This window comes from Streptomyces sp. HUAS MG91 (genome assembly GCF_040529335.1).
GTDB classification, from domain to species: Bacteria; Actinomycetota; Actinomycetes; order Streptomycetales; family Streptomycetaceae; genus Streptomyces; species Streptomyces tabacisoli.
In genome coordinates this window covers 5,628,873-5,642,713 of the sequence record NZ_CP159534.1, presented here as the reverse complement: position 1 = coordinate 5,642,713, position 13,841 = coordinate 5,628,873, and the positions used below count along the sequence as shown (strand labels likewise).

Here is a 13,841-nt window from a genome sequence, read left to right as displayed (position 1 = left end):
AGGTCACCGCACCTCGTGGTCGAGCGGCCTCATCAACAGTTCGGCGATCTCGGTGCGCTGCGCGGGAGTCTGCTCGCGGGCGGTGTACTGGGTAAGGAAGATCGCGTTGAGCAGCTGGTCGGTGGGGCGCAGCGCGCCGTCCGTCCCGGACTCGGTGAACAGGTCGACGATGTCGTGGTGCGCCTCGTAGGCACCCTCGCCGAAGTGCGCCTGCACGAGCGCTGCGAGTCGCTGGTCGCGCGGAGACTGCAGGTCCAGCGTGATGCAGCGGCGCAACAGCGGCGTGGGGAACTCCCGTTCGCGGTTGCTGGTCAGCACGACGACGGGAAAGGCGCGACAGCGGACCACTCCACCGGTGACCACCACCCGCCGGCCGTCGTCGGTGAGCACGGAGACCTCGGGCGCATGGTCGGCGATGCGCTCCAGCTCCGGGATCGCGAACCGCCCCTCCTCCAGGACGTTGAGGAGGTCGTTGGGCAGGTCGATGTCGCTCTTGTCCAGCTCGTCGATGAGCAGCACACGGGGCCGGTCGGCCGCGAGCAGAGCCGTGCCGAGGGGCCCCAGCTTGATGTAGCGGCCGATGTCCTCGGAAGTCGCTCCGGCACCGCCCCGGTCGAGCTGAGCGTCGTGCAGTCGGCCGATCGCGTCGTACGTGTAGAGCCCGTCCTTGAGTTCGCTGCGGCTGACCACCGGCCACTCAAGGACACGCCCGAGGCCGAGTTCGTACGCGAGCTCGTGTGCGAGGGTCGACTTGCCCGCGCCGGGGTCGCCGGTCACGAGCATGGGGCGGCGAAGATACAGGGCCGCATTGACCAGATGCAGCGCTCGCTCGTCCTGGACGGGCAGCGGGACCGCGGTGGCGCCGAGCCTGCGCAGAGTCGACGAGTCGACGTCAGGGACGTCGTACGCCACCGGCTCGGCGTCGAAGGCGCGCCACGGCGGGGGATCCGGAAGACGGCGGATCTTGTCCGGATCCGGCCTGCCGTCGCCCTCATAGACGAACCACTCGGTCATGGCGCGCTCCTCGTCGGCGGTCGGTGGAACACCACGTCATGGCCGACGGAGGCGGCCTTCCCCCGCGACGGACCCCTGGGAATGTACCCAACACCACACACCCAACCGCCTGTTTTCAGCCAGGCGTTGTGGGCACAGGTGTCTGCTCTGGCGCTCATTGGGGCGCGTCCACGACGTCGAGATCGCCACCGGGGACCGGCCGGTCAGGGTCGTCGTACAGGAGTGCGAGCGGCTCCGCCCAGCGACGGTCCGCACGATGGGAGCCGATCTCCTCACGGACGAGCCGAACACTGTCGGGGAGCTCGGCGACCGAACCGACGCGATCGAGGAGCCGGGCGGCGTGTTGGTGCAGTTCGTCGCAGGCCTCTCCGCAGCCACGCGCGGTGTGCCCGTCGATGTGCCACAGGACGACGGGGTGCCCGCCGTCCAGGATCGCCGTCATCGTCTGCTTGCCGAGGCCCCGGCCGACCGGGCGGCACAGCACAGGCACATGCGTGGCCGGCAGCTTGGCGTAGCGAGCGGCCTGCGGGGTGCGGCCATGCTCCGGCGCGCGATGAGCGGTCAGGGCGTCGGCCTGACGCAGGCCCCGCCAGCGGGCCGTCCACGCCTCGTTGTCGGGTTCCAGGCGCCGTGCCAGGTCGCGCAGGACCACCTGGCGCTGAGCTCCGAGGTACTGGTGGTCGTCGAGCGCCGCCACGGTGGCGAACCGCCAGCGGTGCACCTCCGTGTCGAACTCCTCGACAGGAAGAGCCACTTCGAGCGGCGCGGGCCGCCCCTCCCGGTCACCGTTGCGGAACACACGGGCCAACGGCACACCGAGCACCTGTGCCAGCTCCTGCGGGGGACGACCCTCGGCGGAGCTGTCGGCGGCGGCGAGCAGCGGTTCGCCGGTCCCGTCGTCGACCCAGATCTGCCAGAAGAAGCGGGTGGGGACGGCGCCGATCACCGGGTCGAGAACCACGGTGACCACGGTCCGGCCGTCCCCGGGCTCCGGATACGGCACGCCGGCGCGCAGGGGCTCGTCCGGTGCGGGCCGCAGATCGTCCGGCAGCCGGGCGTCGGTCACCAGGGCATGGAGGGAACGGTCCGGGTGAGCGCGCAGCCGCTCCTTCACCCAGGCGTCCAGGATCGTCGTGTCGGCGCCGCGCACTGAGGCGTACGCGCCAACCAGGGTGAGATAGCGCAGGAACGTCAGGGGCGACAGCGGCCGACGGCCCTCATAGAGCAGTCCGTGGCCGTCACGCCAGCTGCACAGGGCCGGGTCGTCACCGGGCCAGCGGGAGCCGCTGCGCGCCACGAGCGCGAGTTTGCGCACCGCGTGCGCGTCGGACGGCGCCGGTATCCGGGCCAGCAGGTCGAGGGCCTTGCGTCGGTCCAGCGGCGTCCACAGGGGGTCGGGGCCGAGTTCGCTGACCTGCAGATCGATCCAGTTGTCGCCGGTGTCGGGCGAGGCGGGCAGCGAGCCGTGCCAGCGGTCGTGGGCCTCGACCAGCTCCCGGTAGAGCGGGCCGAATTCGCGCAGCGCGAGCGCGGAGACGGCCGCGCCGCCGTCCTTTTGGGTGCGTCTCGATTTGACGACCCCGACGACGGCCCCCGTGTCCGCGTCGACCAGCGGGCCGCCGGAAACGCCCGGCGGGAACTCCGCGTCCGGCTTGAAACGCAGCCCGCGCGCACCGTCGACCACATTGATCTCGGCGTCGACGCTCCACGGCACGATGCGCTTGCCGGACTGCGGCGTGTCGGGCCGGTAGCCGTACACGCGCAGTGGCCCCGTGTACTCGACAGCGCGATCCACCAGCCACAGGCACTCGTGCTCCACCTCCGGGTCGAGCAGTCGGACGAGGGCGAGGTCCTGGTCGGCCGGCACGGACTCGAGGGCCGAATCGCGCACCAGCCAGCTCTCCATGCGGGCGGCGACCGGGATGCCGTCGTGGAACGCGTCGCCGCGCACAGCGAACTCCAGGTCCGGCCGCTTCGCGAGCCAGGGGCGCAGCACGTGAGCGGCGGTCACCACGACCCCCGGCGCCACGAAGAAGCCACTGCCCCACTGCTCGGGCCCGTCCGCCCCGGCAGGAAGCAGGTGGACGGTGGCCGCACGAGCAAGTGTGTCGAGGCGGGAGCCTGCCTCGATCATCACGCCGATCCGGTGGAGGCGCCGGAAGTCTCGGCGTTGTTGGTGTTGCTGGTGCTTTCACCGTCGCCGGCGAAGGACCAGCCGAGCGTGACCTGGATAGAGGCCTTCGCCTCGCCGGAGGCCAGGACAGCGAGCGCCCCGCCGGACTTGGCCGTCAGTTCCACGCCGAAGGTGATGGTGGCGTTGTCGGGGCGGGCGGCGCGAGCCGCGTCGAGCACAGACTGCCCCACGCCCCGTACCAGCTCGCCCAGTTGCTCGACCTTGGCCACGGCGCCGTCGAGCACACCGATGTCCTGGTCGTCGCCGCCGTAAGCGTCGGAGGCACTCAGCCGCGCGTGCACGACCGTCCCATCCGGCAGTCTGATCTCCTGAATCGCGCCCACCACTCCCCCGTTCGTCCCCTGCCGCACTCATGGGTGCACGTCATGAACTGCGACGAGGTTAAGTGGCGGGGCGGTTGCGGGCGAGCCCCAGTGGGGCCATATCAGGCCAAGCGACCGGCACCCTACGTAGGCTGGCCGAGAACCATCTGCCCAAAGCACCCAGGAGACTCGACCCATGTACTTCACCGACCGCGGCATCGAAGAGCTGGAGAAGCGGCGCGGCGAGGAGGAGGTCACCTTCGAGTGGCTCGCCGAGCAGCTGCGGACGTTCGTCGACCTGAACCCGGACTTCGAGGTTCCGGTGGAGCGCCTGGCGACCTGGCTGGCGCGGCTCGACGACGACGAGGACGAGGACGAGTAGGCCCGGCCGGCGCCGGACGCCGGGTCAGTCGCCGCGGGCGGCGGCGCGCACCCGGTCGTAGACGAAGCCGAGCACGCCGTGGGCGAGCAGGACCGCCCCGGCGGTGGCCCAGCCGGCGCTGCGCCGGCGCAGGCCGTAGAAGGCGAGCGGCGCTCCGGCGGCGAGCTGGGCCGCGGCCAGGCAGCGGGCTTTGGGGCCGCGCAGCCAGGGCCCGATGCTGCTGCTCTCCACGACGTCGAGCTCCGCGTGCACGGCGTCCCGCCAGCCCGGCCAGTCGACCTGCTCTCCGTCCGGCTGGACGCGGGCGACCTCGCGCAGCCGGTCGGCGGGCTCGCCGGGGCTCAGCCCGGCGGGGAGGGTGAGCCCGGTGCGGGTGAGGACGGCGAGCAGACCGCGCAGCCGGGCCCGGGCGTCGGCCTCGGAGTCGGGCAGGGCGAGGGCTTCCAGGGACTGCATGTCGAGTACGGGGTCGAGGCCGAGCCGGGCGGCGAAGGTGCGCAGGGCCTCGTGCTCGCCGACCGGGGTGCCGTTGGCCAGCCAGACGTAACCGACCGGGCGGCGGAAGCCGGAGGCGAGCGTGAAGCCGCCGCGGTCGGCGTCCCACCACAGGGCGAGCACCGGCCAGGGCGCGCCGACGGCGAGCGCGCCGGCCCACCCGGCGAGCACCCGCTCGACGGACTCCCCCTCGGTCAGCCAGGGCTTCGCCTCGGGCACGAGGACGCTCCACTCGCGTCCGGCGCGGGCCAGCAGCATCCGCTCCCGCAGGAGCTGCGCGGCGGGTCCGACGACGGTGGGTTCGGCGCGGCACAGGAGCAGGGCGCCGGCGGGTTCGGGGGACGGCATGACGTCCACGCTAGGGCAATTTGCCCGCAATGGACCACAAATGAACGCCTCCGTGGGTACGCGATCGCGAGACGGACGTTCGCGACAGTCTTGACTTTCCCCACCCGCGATATATCGTGTTTTGGAGAACGCGATATGGCGTGTCGGCCCGGCAGCCGACCGCGCCCGCCCGTGCTTGCCCGTGCATGCCCAGGCTTCGCCCGCACTCGCCCCGAAGGAGGTCGCGCCATGCCCGAGTGGTCCGTCGCGGAACCGCGGAAGCTCACCTTCGCCGACCCGGTCACGACCCTGCACGTCCGCATCGTCAACGGCACGGTGAACGTGGTGGGCACCGACGAGGGCTCCGCCCGCCTGGAGGTCTCCGACCTGGAGGGGTCGCCGCTGCGCGTGAGCCAGGAGGACGGCGTGCTGTCGGTCGTGTACGACGACCTGCCCTGGAAGGGCTTCCTGAAGTGGCTGGACCGCAAGGGCTTCCGGCGCAGCGCGGTCGTCTCGCTCGCGGTGCCCACGGGGACCCGGGTCGAGGTCGGCGTGGTCGGCGCGGCAGCGGTCGTCTCCGGCATGACGGGCCGCACGGAGGTGAAGGGCGTCACCGGCGACACGACCCTGGTGGGCGTCACCGGCCCGGTCCGCACCAGCACGGTCTCCGGCAGCGTCGAGGCGCAGGCGGTCACCGGCGACCTCCGGTTCAATTCGGTCTCGGGGGACCTGACGGTCGTCGAGGGTGCGGGGTCGTTCGTGAAGGCGGACACCGTGAGCGGTTCGATGATCGTGGACCTGGACCCGGCGGGCCCCACGGACGTGGCGCTCACCAGCGTCTCCGGCGAGATCGCCATCCGCATCCCGCACCCGGCGGACACCGAGGTCGAGGCGAACACGGCGAGCGGAGCCCTGTCGAACGCCTTCGAGGGCCTCCGGGTCTCCGGCCAGTGGGGCGCGCACAAGATCACCGGCCGGCTCGGCGCGGGTTCGGGGAAGCTGCGGGCGACGACGGTGTCCGGTTCGATCGCGCTGCTGCGCAGGCCGCCGGGCGAGGACGCCCCGTCGGACATGGAGCCGCACGCCGCCCCGCAGGACAGCCCCGCCGAGAAGAAGGTGCTCTGACATGTCTCCCGTCTTCGCCCATGGACGCCTTCGCCTCTACCTCCTCAAGCTTCTCGACGAGGCCCCGCGCCACGGCTACGAGGTGATCCGGCTGCTGGAGGAGCGCTTCCAGGGGCTGTACGCACCCTCGGCGGGCACGGTCTATCCGCGCCTGGCGAAGCTGGAGAGCGAGGGGCTGGTCACCCACACCACCGAGGGCGGCCGCAAGGTGTACGCGATCACGGACGCGGGCCGCGCCGAACTGGCGGACCGCAGCGGCGAGTTGGCCGACCTGGAGCTGGAGATCCGCGACTCGGTCGCCGAGCTGGCGGCCGAGATCCGCGACGACGTCCGGGGCGCGGCGGGCGAGCTGCGCCGCGAGGTGCGGGCCGCCGCGGCCGGCACCCGCGCCCGGAGCGGCCCCTTCGGCAAGCTGGGTGATCTGGGCGACCTCAAGGACTTCACGGACTTCACGGACAAGGAGTCCTGGCGGGCCGCCAAGGAGGAGATGCGCCGGGCCAAGCAGGAGTGGAAGGAGCAGGCGCGGCGCGCGAAGGACGAGAGCCGGCGGGCCCGCGAGGAGGCCCAGCGGGCGCGCCGCCAGGCCAAGGAGGCGCAGGACCAGGTGCGGGAGCAGGCGCAGGAGGAGTTCCAGCGCATGGCCCGGCGCGTCCAGGACCAGGTGCAGGATCACTTCACGCGCGGCGACTGGCCGACGGGCGTCCGCGAGGGCCTGGCCGAACTGGCGAAGGAGTTCGGCGAGTTCGGCAAGAGCTTCGGCAAGGACGCCCCGCGCACCCCGCGGACGCCCGAGCCCGAGCCCGAGTTCCGCCCGGCGTCGGACGCGCCCGCGGCCGAGTACGTCCCGGCCTGGGCCACGGAGGACTCCACCGGCGACCCGTCCCGCGACTTGGACCGCCTCCTGGACCGCTTCCGCGACGACATCCGCGACTCGGCCCGCGACCACGGCATCACACAGGACCAGCTCCGCCGAACCCGATCCCACCTGACGACGGCGGCGGCACACATCGCGGAGACCCTGAAGCCGGACGCCGCAGACGACTGACGAACGAGGAGCGAGATTCATTACGGCGACAGACGAACGACGGGCGAGACCCCATGTTCAAGCTCCTCCGGCGATTGAGGAGTGGGGCCCGGGGCGGAGCCCCGCGACCTCGACCACGACGCGGGGCCCACTCAACCCCCTGGGCAACCACACCCCGGGCCCACCCGCCCCCACGGGGAACCTGTCACCCGGCAGCCCGCCCCGAGTCACCCCCGTACAGCACCCGCTCCACACCCCCCGCATCCACCCCGTACCCGCCCAGAACCTCGGCGGCGACCCCACCCCGGGACACCAGCGCGAGCAACAGATGCTCATCGCCGATGGACCGGTCCCCGTGCAGCACCGCCACCCGCAAAGACCCCTCCAGCACCTTCTTGGCCTCCCGCGTGAAGCCCCGCCGCCCACCGACACGCCGCCCACCGGCCAACGCCCCGACCCCGTGGGCCTCCTCGACCCGCGCGACGATCTCGTCGACGTCGATCCCCAGCCCGGCAAGGGCCTCGGTGTCGGCCCGGGAGAGCCCCGCCCGGCGCCGGGCGTCCCCGAGCGCCCGCCCGATCTCGGCGCGGCGCGCCTCGTCGGCGAGCCCGAGCGCGTCGAGCACGAAGGCGCCCCGGCTGCCGCGCCGCTCCAGGAGGGCGAGCAGCAGGTGCCCTTCGTCGACGTGCTCGGCACGCTCACGTTCCGCGTGGACGACCGCTTCCTTGACGACGGCCCTGGCCGCCTCGGTGAACCGCTCGAACATCATCGCCTCCCGTACTTCTTGTGCACGGCTTGTCGGCTGACTCCCAGCTCGGCCGCGATGTCCTGCCACGACCAGCCCTGATGGCGCGCACTGCGCACCTGTACCGCTTCCAGCTGCTCAAGCAGCCGCCGCAGCGCGGCGACCGCCCGCAATCCGACGCGCGGGTCGCGGGCGCCCGCCTGCTCGGCGAGATCCGTTGCCTCGGTCATGGTGTCAATGTAGGTTGACGCTAGAGTCGCTGTCAACCAAAATTGACACGGAGAACGGTGGAAAGGGCGCCCCGGCAACCCGGGACGCCCTTCGACCTCGTACGACCGCGGCTCAGACGCTGAGCACGACCTTTCCGAACAGCTCGCCGCCGGCCATCTTCACGAAGCCCTCCCGGGCCCGGTCCAGGGGCAGCACCTCGTCGACGACGGGCCGCACGCCGGTGGCCGTGCAGAAGGAGAGCAGGTCCTCCAGCTCATCCTTGGAGCCCATCGTCGAGCCGACGACCTTGAGCTCCAGGAAGAAGATGCGGTTCAGCTCGGTGGCCGGCGGGTTGGGCCCGCTCGTGGCGCCGGAGATCACCAGGGTGCCGCCCGGCTTGAGGGACTTGACGGAGTGCGACCAGGTCGCGGCGCCGACCGTCTCGATCACGGCGTCCACCCGCTGCGGCAGCCGCGCGCCGGACTCCACGGCCTCGACCGCGCCCAGTTCCAGGGCCCGCTTGCGCTTGGCCTCGTCGCGGCTGGTGGCGAAGACCCGCAGGCCGGCGGCCTTGCCGAGGGCGATCGCGGCGGTCGCGACACCGCCGCCCGCGCCCTGGACCAGGACCGAATCGCCCGGCCGCACCCCGGCGTTGGTGAACAGCATCCGGTACGCGGTCAGCCAGGCGGTGGGCAGGCAGGCGGCCTCCTCGAAGGAGAGCTCCTTCGGCTTGGGCAGCACGTTCCAGGCGGGCACGGTGACCTGCTCGGCGAAGGTGCCCTGGTACTTCTCCGTGAGGATCGAGCGGCGCTCGCGCGGCCCGACACCGTGACCGGTCTCGCCGATGACGGAGTGCAGGACGACCTCGTTGCCGTCGCTGTCGATCCCGGCGGCGTCGCAGCCGAGGATCATCGGCAGCGACTCCTCGCCGAGCCCGACCCCGCGCAGGGACCACAGATCGTGATGGTTGAGGGAGGCGGCCTTGACGTTCACGGTGGTCCAGCCGGGCCGGTTCTCGGGGGCGGGCCGCTCCCCCAACTCCAGGCCGTTCAGCGGCTGATCACGGTCGATGCGGGCTGCGTAGGCGGCGAACATGACCTTGACGATAGGCGCGGCACCCCGCCCGGGGAACCACCCCCGGCTGTGACACACGTCCTCTAGGGCGTGTGTCGAAAGTCCCGTCTGCCTCGCGGGGTCTGGCACGCACGCTCGCGGCGTTGCCGAAACGCCCTCATAGCTCCGCTATGAGGACGCCCCGGCGCCTTGCGATCGCACGCACCAGACCCCGCGAGGCCCGCCCTTCGGGCGAACGACGGGACTTTCGACACACGCCCTAGCCAGCGGCCCGGCGAACGGAAGAGGCCCCGCCGGAGCGGGGCCTCGACCGGCTGACGCGGCTCGGCACTCAGCGCCGGGCGACGCCCTCGGCACGCGCCGCGGCCGCGACGGCGGCGGTGACGGCAGGCGCCACCCGCTCGTCGAACGGCGACGGGATCACGTACTCGGCCGACAGGTCGTCCCCGACCACGGCGGCCAGCGCCTCCGCGGCGGCGATCTTCATCGTCTCGGTGATCCGGGAGGCCCGGACCTGGAGCGCGCCCGCGAAGATGCCGGGGAACGCCAGGACGTTGTTGATCTGGTTCGGGAAGTCCGAGCGCCCGGTCGCGACCACGGCCGCGTACTTGTGGGCGATGTCGGGGTGCACCTCGGGGTTCGGGTTGGCCATCGCGAAGACGAAGGCGCCCGGCGCCATGGAGGCGACCGCCGGCTCGGGGACCGTACCGCCGGAGACGCCGATGTAGACGTCGGCGCCCGCGAGGGCGTCCTCCAGCGAACCGGACAGACCGGCCTTGTTGGTGATCTCGGCCAGCTCGCGCTTGACCGGCGTGAGGTCCTCGCGGTCCCGGCTGACGATGCCCTTGCGGTCGGTGACCGCGACGTCGCCGAGACCCGCTTCGAGGAGGAACTTGGCGATGGCGACGCCCGCCGCACCGGCGCCGCTGATCACGCCGCGCAGCTCGCCGAGCGTGCGCCCGCTGAGCCGGGCCGCGTTCTTCAGCGCGGCCAGCGTCACGACGGCGGTGCCGTGCTGGTCGTCGTGGAAGACCGGGATGTCCAGCTCCTCCTGGAGCCGGCGCTCGATCTCGAAGCAGCGCGGCGCCGAGATGTCCTCCAGGTTCACGCCACCGAAGGAGGGCGCGAGGCGCTTCACGGTGTCCACGATCTCGTCGACGTCCGTCGTCGCGAGCGCGATCGGCACGGCGTCCACGCCGCCGAACTGCTTGAAGAGAATGGCCTTGCCCTCCATCACCGGGAGGGAGGCCTCGGGGCCGATGTCCCCGAGTCCGAGCACGGCCGTGCCGTCCGTCACGACGGCCACGACGCTCGACTTCCACGTGTAGTCGTGGACGAGCTCCGGCTGCTCGGCGATCGCGCTGCACACCTTCGCGACGCCGGGCGTGTACGCCAGGGACAGGTCGTCCTTGTCGCGGACCGGCACGGTGGCCTGCACGGCCATCTTGCCGCCACGGTGCAGTGCGAAGGCCGGATCGAAGGGCTCGTCAGCGCCTTCGTTGCCGGTATTCGCGTCGCTGCGAGGATTGACGATCTCCGCTGCCACTTGTCTGACCCCTTAAGTCTTATTGCTTCGTTGAGGGTGGGTCCGCCCCTGGTTGAGGAGCGGGCGGGCACCGCGTACGTCCCAGCCGGGCCCGTTTGTGGCCGGCTGCGCGGGTACGTACACGACGGGCGCGCCGCACGCGCGCCCTGAGCCCCGGATGAGGGGTGTAAAGAACCTTCTTACCTGACGGACCGTGCCGCGGACGAGCCCATTCGTGATCGATCACGCGGCGGTGACATGACTCATAGCCACATTTCTGGACACGTCATGGAGCCGCACCCCGGCGAGACGCGAAGAAGCGACCGAATAGTGAGACGGCGAGCGGTTCGCCGGAGATCCTCCGGCCGGTGGGCGATACGTCCGCAGATGATGCAGACCCCATGCACCGTGATGTGCCGACCTGTTGACCGACTTGAGTCACCCGTTATCCGATTTTGACATCACCGCGCCCCTGCACGACCCCGTCCGAATGGCAAGATGCCTCATCACGCAGGTCGCGACACCCGAAGGCGTGTGCCACGGCGACCCTGACGGCCACTCCCACATCCCTGCCGGAGGACCCCACCATGACCGCAAGCACCACCCGTCGCTCGACCGCGAAGGCCGGGAAGTCCGTGAAGACCCGGATAGCCGCGGCCGGCGCGATCGCGGTCGCCGGCACGCTGCTGCTCACCGGCTGCGGCGACCAGACGAAGTCGGACGACTCCGGCAAGACCTCCGCCAAGAGCGCGCCGCTCGCGGACAAGCTCCCCAAGGAGATCCGCGACAAGGGCGTCATCCGGGTCGGCTCGGACATCGCGTACGCGCCGGTCGAGTTCAAGGACAAGTCGGGCAAGGCCATCGGTATCGACCCCGACCTGGCCGCGGCGATGGGCAAGCAGCTCGGCGTGACGTTCGAGTTCCAGAACGGCACGTTCGACACCCTGGTCACGGGCCTGCGCTCGAACCGCTACGACCTCGCCATGTCGGCCATGACCGACACCAAGGACCGCCAGGACGGCATCGACTCCGACACCGGCAAGAAGGTCGGCGAGGGCGTCGACTTCGTCGACTACTTCAACGCGGGCGTCTCCATCTACACGCCGAAGGGCAAGACCCAGGGGATCAAGACCTGGGCGGACCTGTGCGGCAAGAAGATCGTGGTGCAGCGCGGCACGGTCTCCCACGACCTCGCCAAGGCGCAGGCCAAGAAGTGTCCGGCGGGCAAGAAGCTCGGCATCCAGGCCTTCGACGACGACCAGCAGGCGCAGACCCGGCTGCGCTCGGGCGGCGCCGACGCCGGCTCCTCCGACTTCCCGGTCGCCGCGTACGCGGTGAAGACCTCGGGCGGCGGCAAGGACTTCGAGATCGTCGGCGACCAGGTCGAGGCGGCCCCGTACGGCATCGCCGTCGCCAAATCCCAGACGCAGCTGCGCGACGCCGTCAAGGCCGCGCTCGACGCCGTCATCAAGAACGGCGAGTACGACAAGATCATCGCCAAGTGGGGCGTCGAGGCGGGCGCCTTGAAGGCAGCCACCGTCAACGGCGGCAAGTAGGCAACCCCCAACGCCTGACGCGTCGTTGAAAGGCAAGATCCGTGTCTGTTGACATAGACAAGACGGGCGGCGGCCCCGAGGACACACCGCCGCCCGCGGCCCACCCGGAGGCCGTCAAGGCCATCCCGGTGCGGCACTACGGTCGTTACGTCGCCGCCGTCATCGCGCTCGCGCTGCTCGGCTCGATCATCTACGCCTTCGGCCAGGGCAAGATCAACTGGGGTGCGGTCCCCGACTACTTCTTCGACGACCGCATCGTGACGGGCGTCGGCAAGACGCTCCTGCTCACGGTCCTCGCGATGGTGATCGGCATCGTCGGCGGCATCCTGCTCGCCGTCATGCGCCTGTCGAAGAACCCGGTGACCAGCTCGATCGCCTGGTTCTACATCTGGTTCTTCCGCGGCACCCCGGTCCTGGTCCAGCTGTTCATCTGGTTCAACCTGGGCCTGGTCTTCGAGTACATCAACCTCGGGCCGATCTACAAGGACTACTGGTCGTCCTTCATGACGCCGCTGCTCACGGCCCTGCTGGGTCTGGGGCTCAACGAGGCGGCGTACATGGCGGAGATCTGCCGCGCCGGTCTGCTCTCGGTCGACGAGGGCCAGACCGAGGCGTCGCACGCGCTCGGCATGAGCCACTCCAAGACGCTGCGCCGCATCGTGATCCCGCAGGCGATGCGGGTGATCGTGCCGCCGACCGGCAACGAAGTCATCAACATGCTGAAGACCACCTCGCTCGTCGCGGCGGTCCAGTTCAACGAGCTCTTCCGGGCCGCGCAGGACATCGGCCAGCAGTCCGGTTCGCCGGTGGAGATGTACTTCCTGGCTGCGGCCTGGTACCTGATCATGACGTCGATCCTCAGCGTCGGCCAGTACTACATCGAGCGCTACTACGCGCGCGGCACCTCACGTCAGCTGCCGAACACTCCGTGGCAGAAGGTGAAGGCCAACATGCTCTCCTTCTCGAACCGTTCAGGGGCGGTGGGCGCATGAGCGAGCAGCGGCACGCGATGGTCAGGGCCGAGGGCGTCCACAAGTCCTTCGGCAACGTGCAGGTCCTCAAGGGCATCGACCTGGAGGTCGCGCAGGGCGAGGTCTTCTGCCTCATCGGCCCGTCGGGCTCCGGCAAGTCGACGTTCCTGCGCTGCATCAACCACCTGGAACAGATCAACGCCGGCCGGCTCTACGTCGACGGTGAACTGGTCGGCTACCGGCAGCAGGGCGACAAGCTCTACGAGCTGCGCGACCGGGAGGTCGCGATGAAGCGCCGGGACATCGGCATGGTGTTCCAGCGCTTCAACCTCTTCCCGCACATGACGGCTCTGGAGAACGTCATGGAGGCGCCGGTCCAGGTCAAGCGGGAGTCGAAGGCGCAGGCCAGGGCCCGCGCCGGGGAACTCCTGGAACGGGTCGGTCTCGCCGACAAGGCGGGCAACTACCCCTCGCAGCTCTCCGGCGGGCAGCAGCAGCGCGTGGCGATCGCCCGCGCGCTCGCGATGGACCCGAAGCTGATGCTGTTCGACGAGCCGACGTCTGCCCTGGACCCGGAGCTGGTCGGTGACGTCCTCGACGTCATGCGCGATCTCGCCGAGTCCGGCATGACGATGGTCGTCGTCACGCACGAGATGGGCTTCGCCCGCGAGGTCGGCGACAGCCTCGTCTTCATGGACGAGGGCGTGGTCGTGGAATCAGGCCATCCCCGGGATGTCCTGACGAACCCTCAACACGAGCGAACCCAAGCGTTCCTGGCGAAGGTCCTCTGACCCACCGCCGCCCCCGCGCCCCTCTCGATGAGATGCCGCACGATGTACGCATCTCAGGGGCGCGGGGAACCGCGCGAGAAGCGGCCACCGGCCCGCGCGTGACGAA

The 13,841-nt window shown here is 70.9% G+C and carries 14 protein-coding genes; 6 read left to right on the top strand and 8 right to left on the bottom strand.

The genetic code is table 11. The features are described from left to right. Positions 1-3: 3 nt before the first annotated feature. The 3 genes from ABII15_RS25905 to ABII15_RS25895 all read right to left on the bottom strand — a co-directional run bounded on the left by ABII15_RS25905 (position 4) and on the right by ABII15_RS25895 (position 3,531). A complete protein-coding gene (locus tag ABII15_RS25905) occupies positions 4-1,014 on the bottom strand; it encodes an AAA family ATPase (protein WP_353944679.1) in 1,011 nt (336 codons plus the stop codon). A gap of 154 nt (positions 1,015-1,168) precedes the next feature. Beyond that, complete coding sequence (locus ABII15_RS25900) at positions 1,169-3,148, bottom strand: trypsin-like peptidase domain-containing protein (RefSeq protein WP_353944678.1); 1,980 nt, start codon at positions 3,146-3,148, stop codon at positions 1,169-1,171. Next, positions 3,148-3,531 carry a CU044_2847 family protein gene (locus ABII15_RS25895; RefSeq protein WP_353944677.1) on the bottom strand — a complete coding sequence of 128 codons (384 nt, stop codon included), beginning with the start codon at positions 3,529-3,531 and terminating at the stop codon, positions 3,148-3,150. Before ABII15_RS25895 ends, ABII15_RS25900 begins: the two co-directional genes overlap by 1 nt. Positions 3,532-3,706: 175 nt before the next feature. Between ABII15_RS25895 and ABII15_RS25890 the strand changes: the two genes are divergently transcribed. After that, complete coding sequence (locus ABII15_RS25890) at positions 3,707-3,892, top strand: DUF6104 family protein (RefSeq protein WP_018102711.1); 186 nt, start codon at positions 3,707-3,709, stop codon at positions 3,890-3,892. A 24-nt stretch (positions 3,893-3,916) separates the two neighbouring features. Here the strand turns inward: ABII15_RS25890 and ABII15_RS25885 are convergent, their stop codons facing one another. Beyond that, positions 3,917-4,735, bottom strand: coding sequence for a hypothetical protein (locus tag ABII15_RS25885; RefSeq protein WP_353944676.1), 819 nt, complete (start codon positions 4,733-4,735; stop codon positions 3,917-3,919). 228 nt (positions 4,736-4,963) lie between these two features. Between ABII15_RS25885 and ABII15_RS25880 the strand changes: the two genes are divergently transcribed. Beyond that, a complete protein-coding gene (locus tag ABII15_RS25880; RefSeq protein ID WP_353944675.1) occupies positions 4,964-5,839 on the top strand; it encodes a DUF4097 family beta strand repeat-containing protein in 876 nt (291 codons plus the stop codon). Position 5,840: 1 nt separating this feature from the next. Then, positions 5,841-6,884: a helix-turn-helix transcriptional regulator gene (locus tag ABII15_RS25875; RefSeq protein ID WP_353944674.1), complete on the top strand. Its 1,044-nt coding sequence runs from the start codon at positions 5,841-5,843 to the stop codon at positions 6,882-6,884. 184 nt (positions 6,885-7,068) lie between these two features. On the opposite strand, the gene ABII15_RS25870 is transcribed toward ABII15_RS25875, so the two are convergent. The 4 genes from ABII15_RS25870 to ABII15_RS25855 all read right to left on the bottom strand — a co-directional run bounded on the left by ABII15_RS25870 (position 7,069) and on the right by ABII15_RS25855 (position 10,438). Next, positions 7,069-7,629, bottom strand: coding sequence for a Clp protease N-terminal domain-containing protein (locus ABII15_RS25870; protein WP_353947201.1), 561 nt, complete (start codon positions 7,627-7,629; stop codon positions 7,069-7,071). After that, complete coding sequence (locus tag ABII15_RS25865) at positions 7,629-7,838, bottom strand: helix-turn-helix transcriptional regulator (protein ID WP_351451537.1); 210 nt, start codon at positions 7,836-7,838, stop codon at positions 7,629-7,631. The genes ABII15_RS25870 and ABII15_RS25865 overlap by 1 nt, the downstream gene beginning before the upstream one ends. A 112-nt stretch (positions 7,839-7,950) precedes the next feature. Continuing rightward, on the bottom strand, positions 7,951-8,913 hold the full coding sequence (locus ABII15_RS25860) for a zinc-binding dehydrogenase (RefSeq protein ID WP_353944673.1): 963 nt from the start codon (positions 8,911-8,913) through the stop codon (positions 7,951-7,953). 310 nt (positions 8,914-9,223) lie between these two features. Then, a complete protein-coding gene (locus ABII15_RS25855; RefSeq protein ID WP_353944672.1) occupies positions 9,224-10,438 on the bottom strand; it encodes an NADP-dependent malic enzyme in 1,215 nt (404 codons plus the stop codon). Between the two features lie 566 nt (positions 10,439-11,004). Here ABII15_RS25855 and ABII15_RS25850 point away from each other — a divergent pair. Genes ABII15_RS25850 through ABII15_RS25840 form a run of 3 tightly spaced genes read left to right on the top strand, consistent with a single transcriptional unit; the run spans position 11,005 to position 13,735 of the window. Beyond that, complete coding sequence (locus ABII15_RS25850) at positions 11,005-11,973, top strand: ABC transporter substrate-binding protein (protein ID WP_353944671.1); 969 nt, start codon at positions 11,005-11,007, stop codon at positions 11,971-11,973. A gap of 41 nt (positions 11,974-12,014) precedes the next feature. After that, entirely contained in the window at positions 12,015-12,965 is a 951-nt protein-coding gene (locus ABII15_RS25845) for an amino acid ABC transporter permease (RefSeq protein WP_353944670.1), read from the top strand. A gap of 17 nt (positions 12,966-12,982) precedes the next feature. Then, positions 12,983-13,735 carry an amino acid ABC transporter ATP-binding protein gene (locus tag ABII15_RS25840; RefSeq protein ID WP_353947200.1) on the top strand — a complete coding sequence of 251 codons (753 nt, stop codon included), beginning with the start codon at positions 12,983-12,985 and terminating at the stop codon, positions 13,733-13,735. Positions 13,736-13,841 lie beyond the last annotated feature (106 nt).

Coding starts and splice junctions, on each gene's coding strand:
- ABII15_RS25905 (WP_353944679.1), bottom strand. CDS start 1,014: ATGACCGAGTGGTTCGTCTATGAGGGCGACGGCAGGCCGGATCCGGAC.
- ABII15_RS25850 (WP_353944671.1), top strand. CDS start 11,005: ATGACCGCAAGCACCACCCGTCGCTCGACCGCGAAGGCCGGGAAGTCC.
- ABII15_RS25865 (WP_351451537.1), bottom strand. CDS start 7,838: ATGACCGAGGCAACGGATCTCGCCGAGCAGGCGGGCGCCCGCGACCCG.
- ABII15_RS25860 (WP_353944673.1), bottom strand. CDS start 8,913: ATGTTCGCCGCCTACGCAGCCCGCATCGACCGTGATCAGCCGCTGAAC.
- ABII15_RS25870 (WP_353947201.1), bottom strand. CDS start 7,629: ATGTTCGAGCGGTTCACCGAGGCGGCCAGGGCCGTCGTCAAGGAAGCG.
- ABII15_RS25875 (WP_353944674.1), top strand. CDS start 5,841: ATGTCTCCCGTCTTCGCCCATGGACGCCTTCGCCTCTACCTCCTCAAG.
- ABII15_RS25890 (WP_018102711.1), top strand. CDS start 3,707: ATGTACTTCACCGACCGCGGCATCGAAGAGCTGGAGAAGCGGCGCGGC.
- ABII15_RS25880 (WP_353944675.1), top strand. CDS start 4,964: ATGCCCGAGTGGTCCGTCGCGGAACCGCGGAAGCTCACCTTCGCCGAC.
- ABII15_RS25885 (WP_353944676.1), bottom strand. CDS start 4,735: ATGCCGTCCCCCGAACCCGCCGGCGCCCTGCTCCTGTGCCGCGCCGAA.
- ABII15_RS25900 (WP_353944678.1), bottom strand. CDS start 3,148: ATGATCGAGGCAGGCTCCCGCCTCGACACACTTGCTCGTGCGGCCACC.
- ABII15_RS25840 (WP_353947200.1), top strand. CDS start 12,983: ATGGTCAGGGCCGAGGGCGTCCACAAGTCCTTCGGCAACGTGCAGGTC.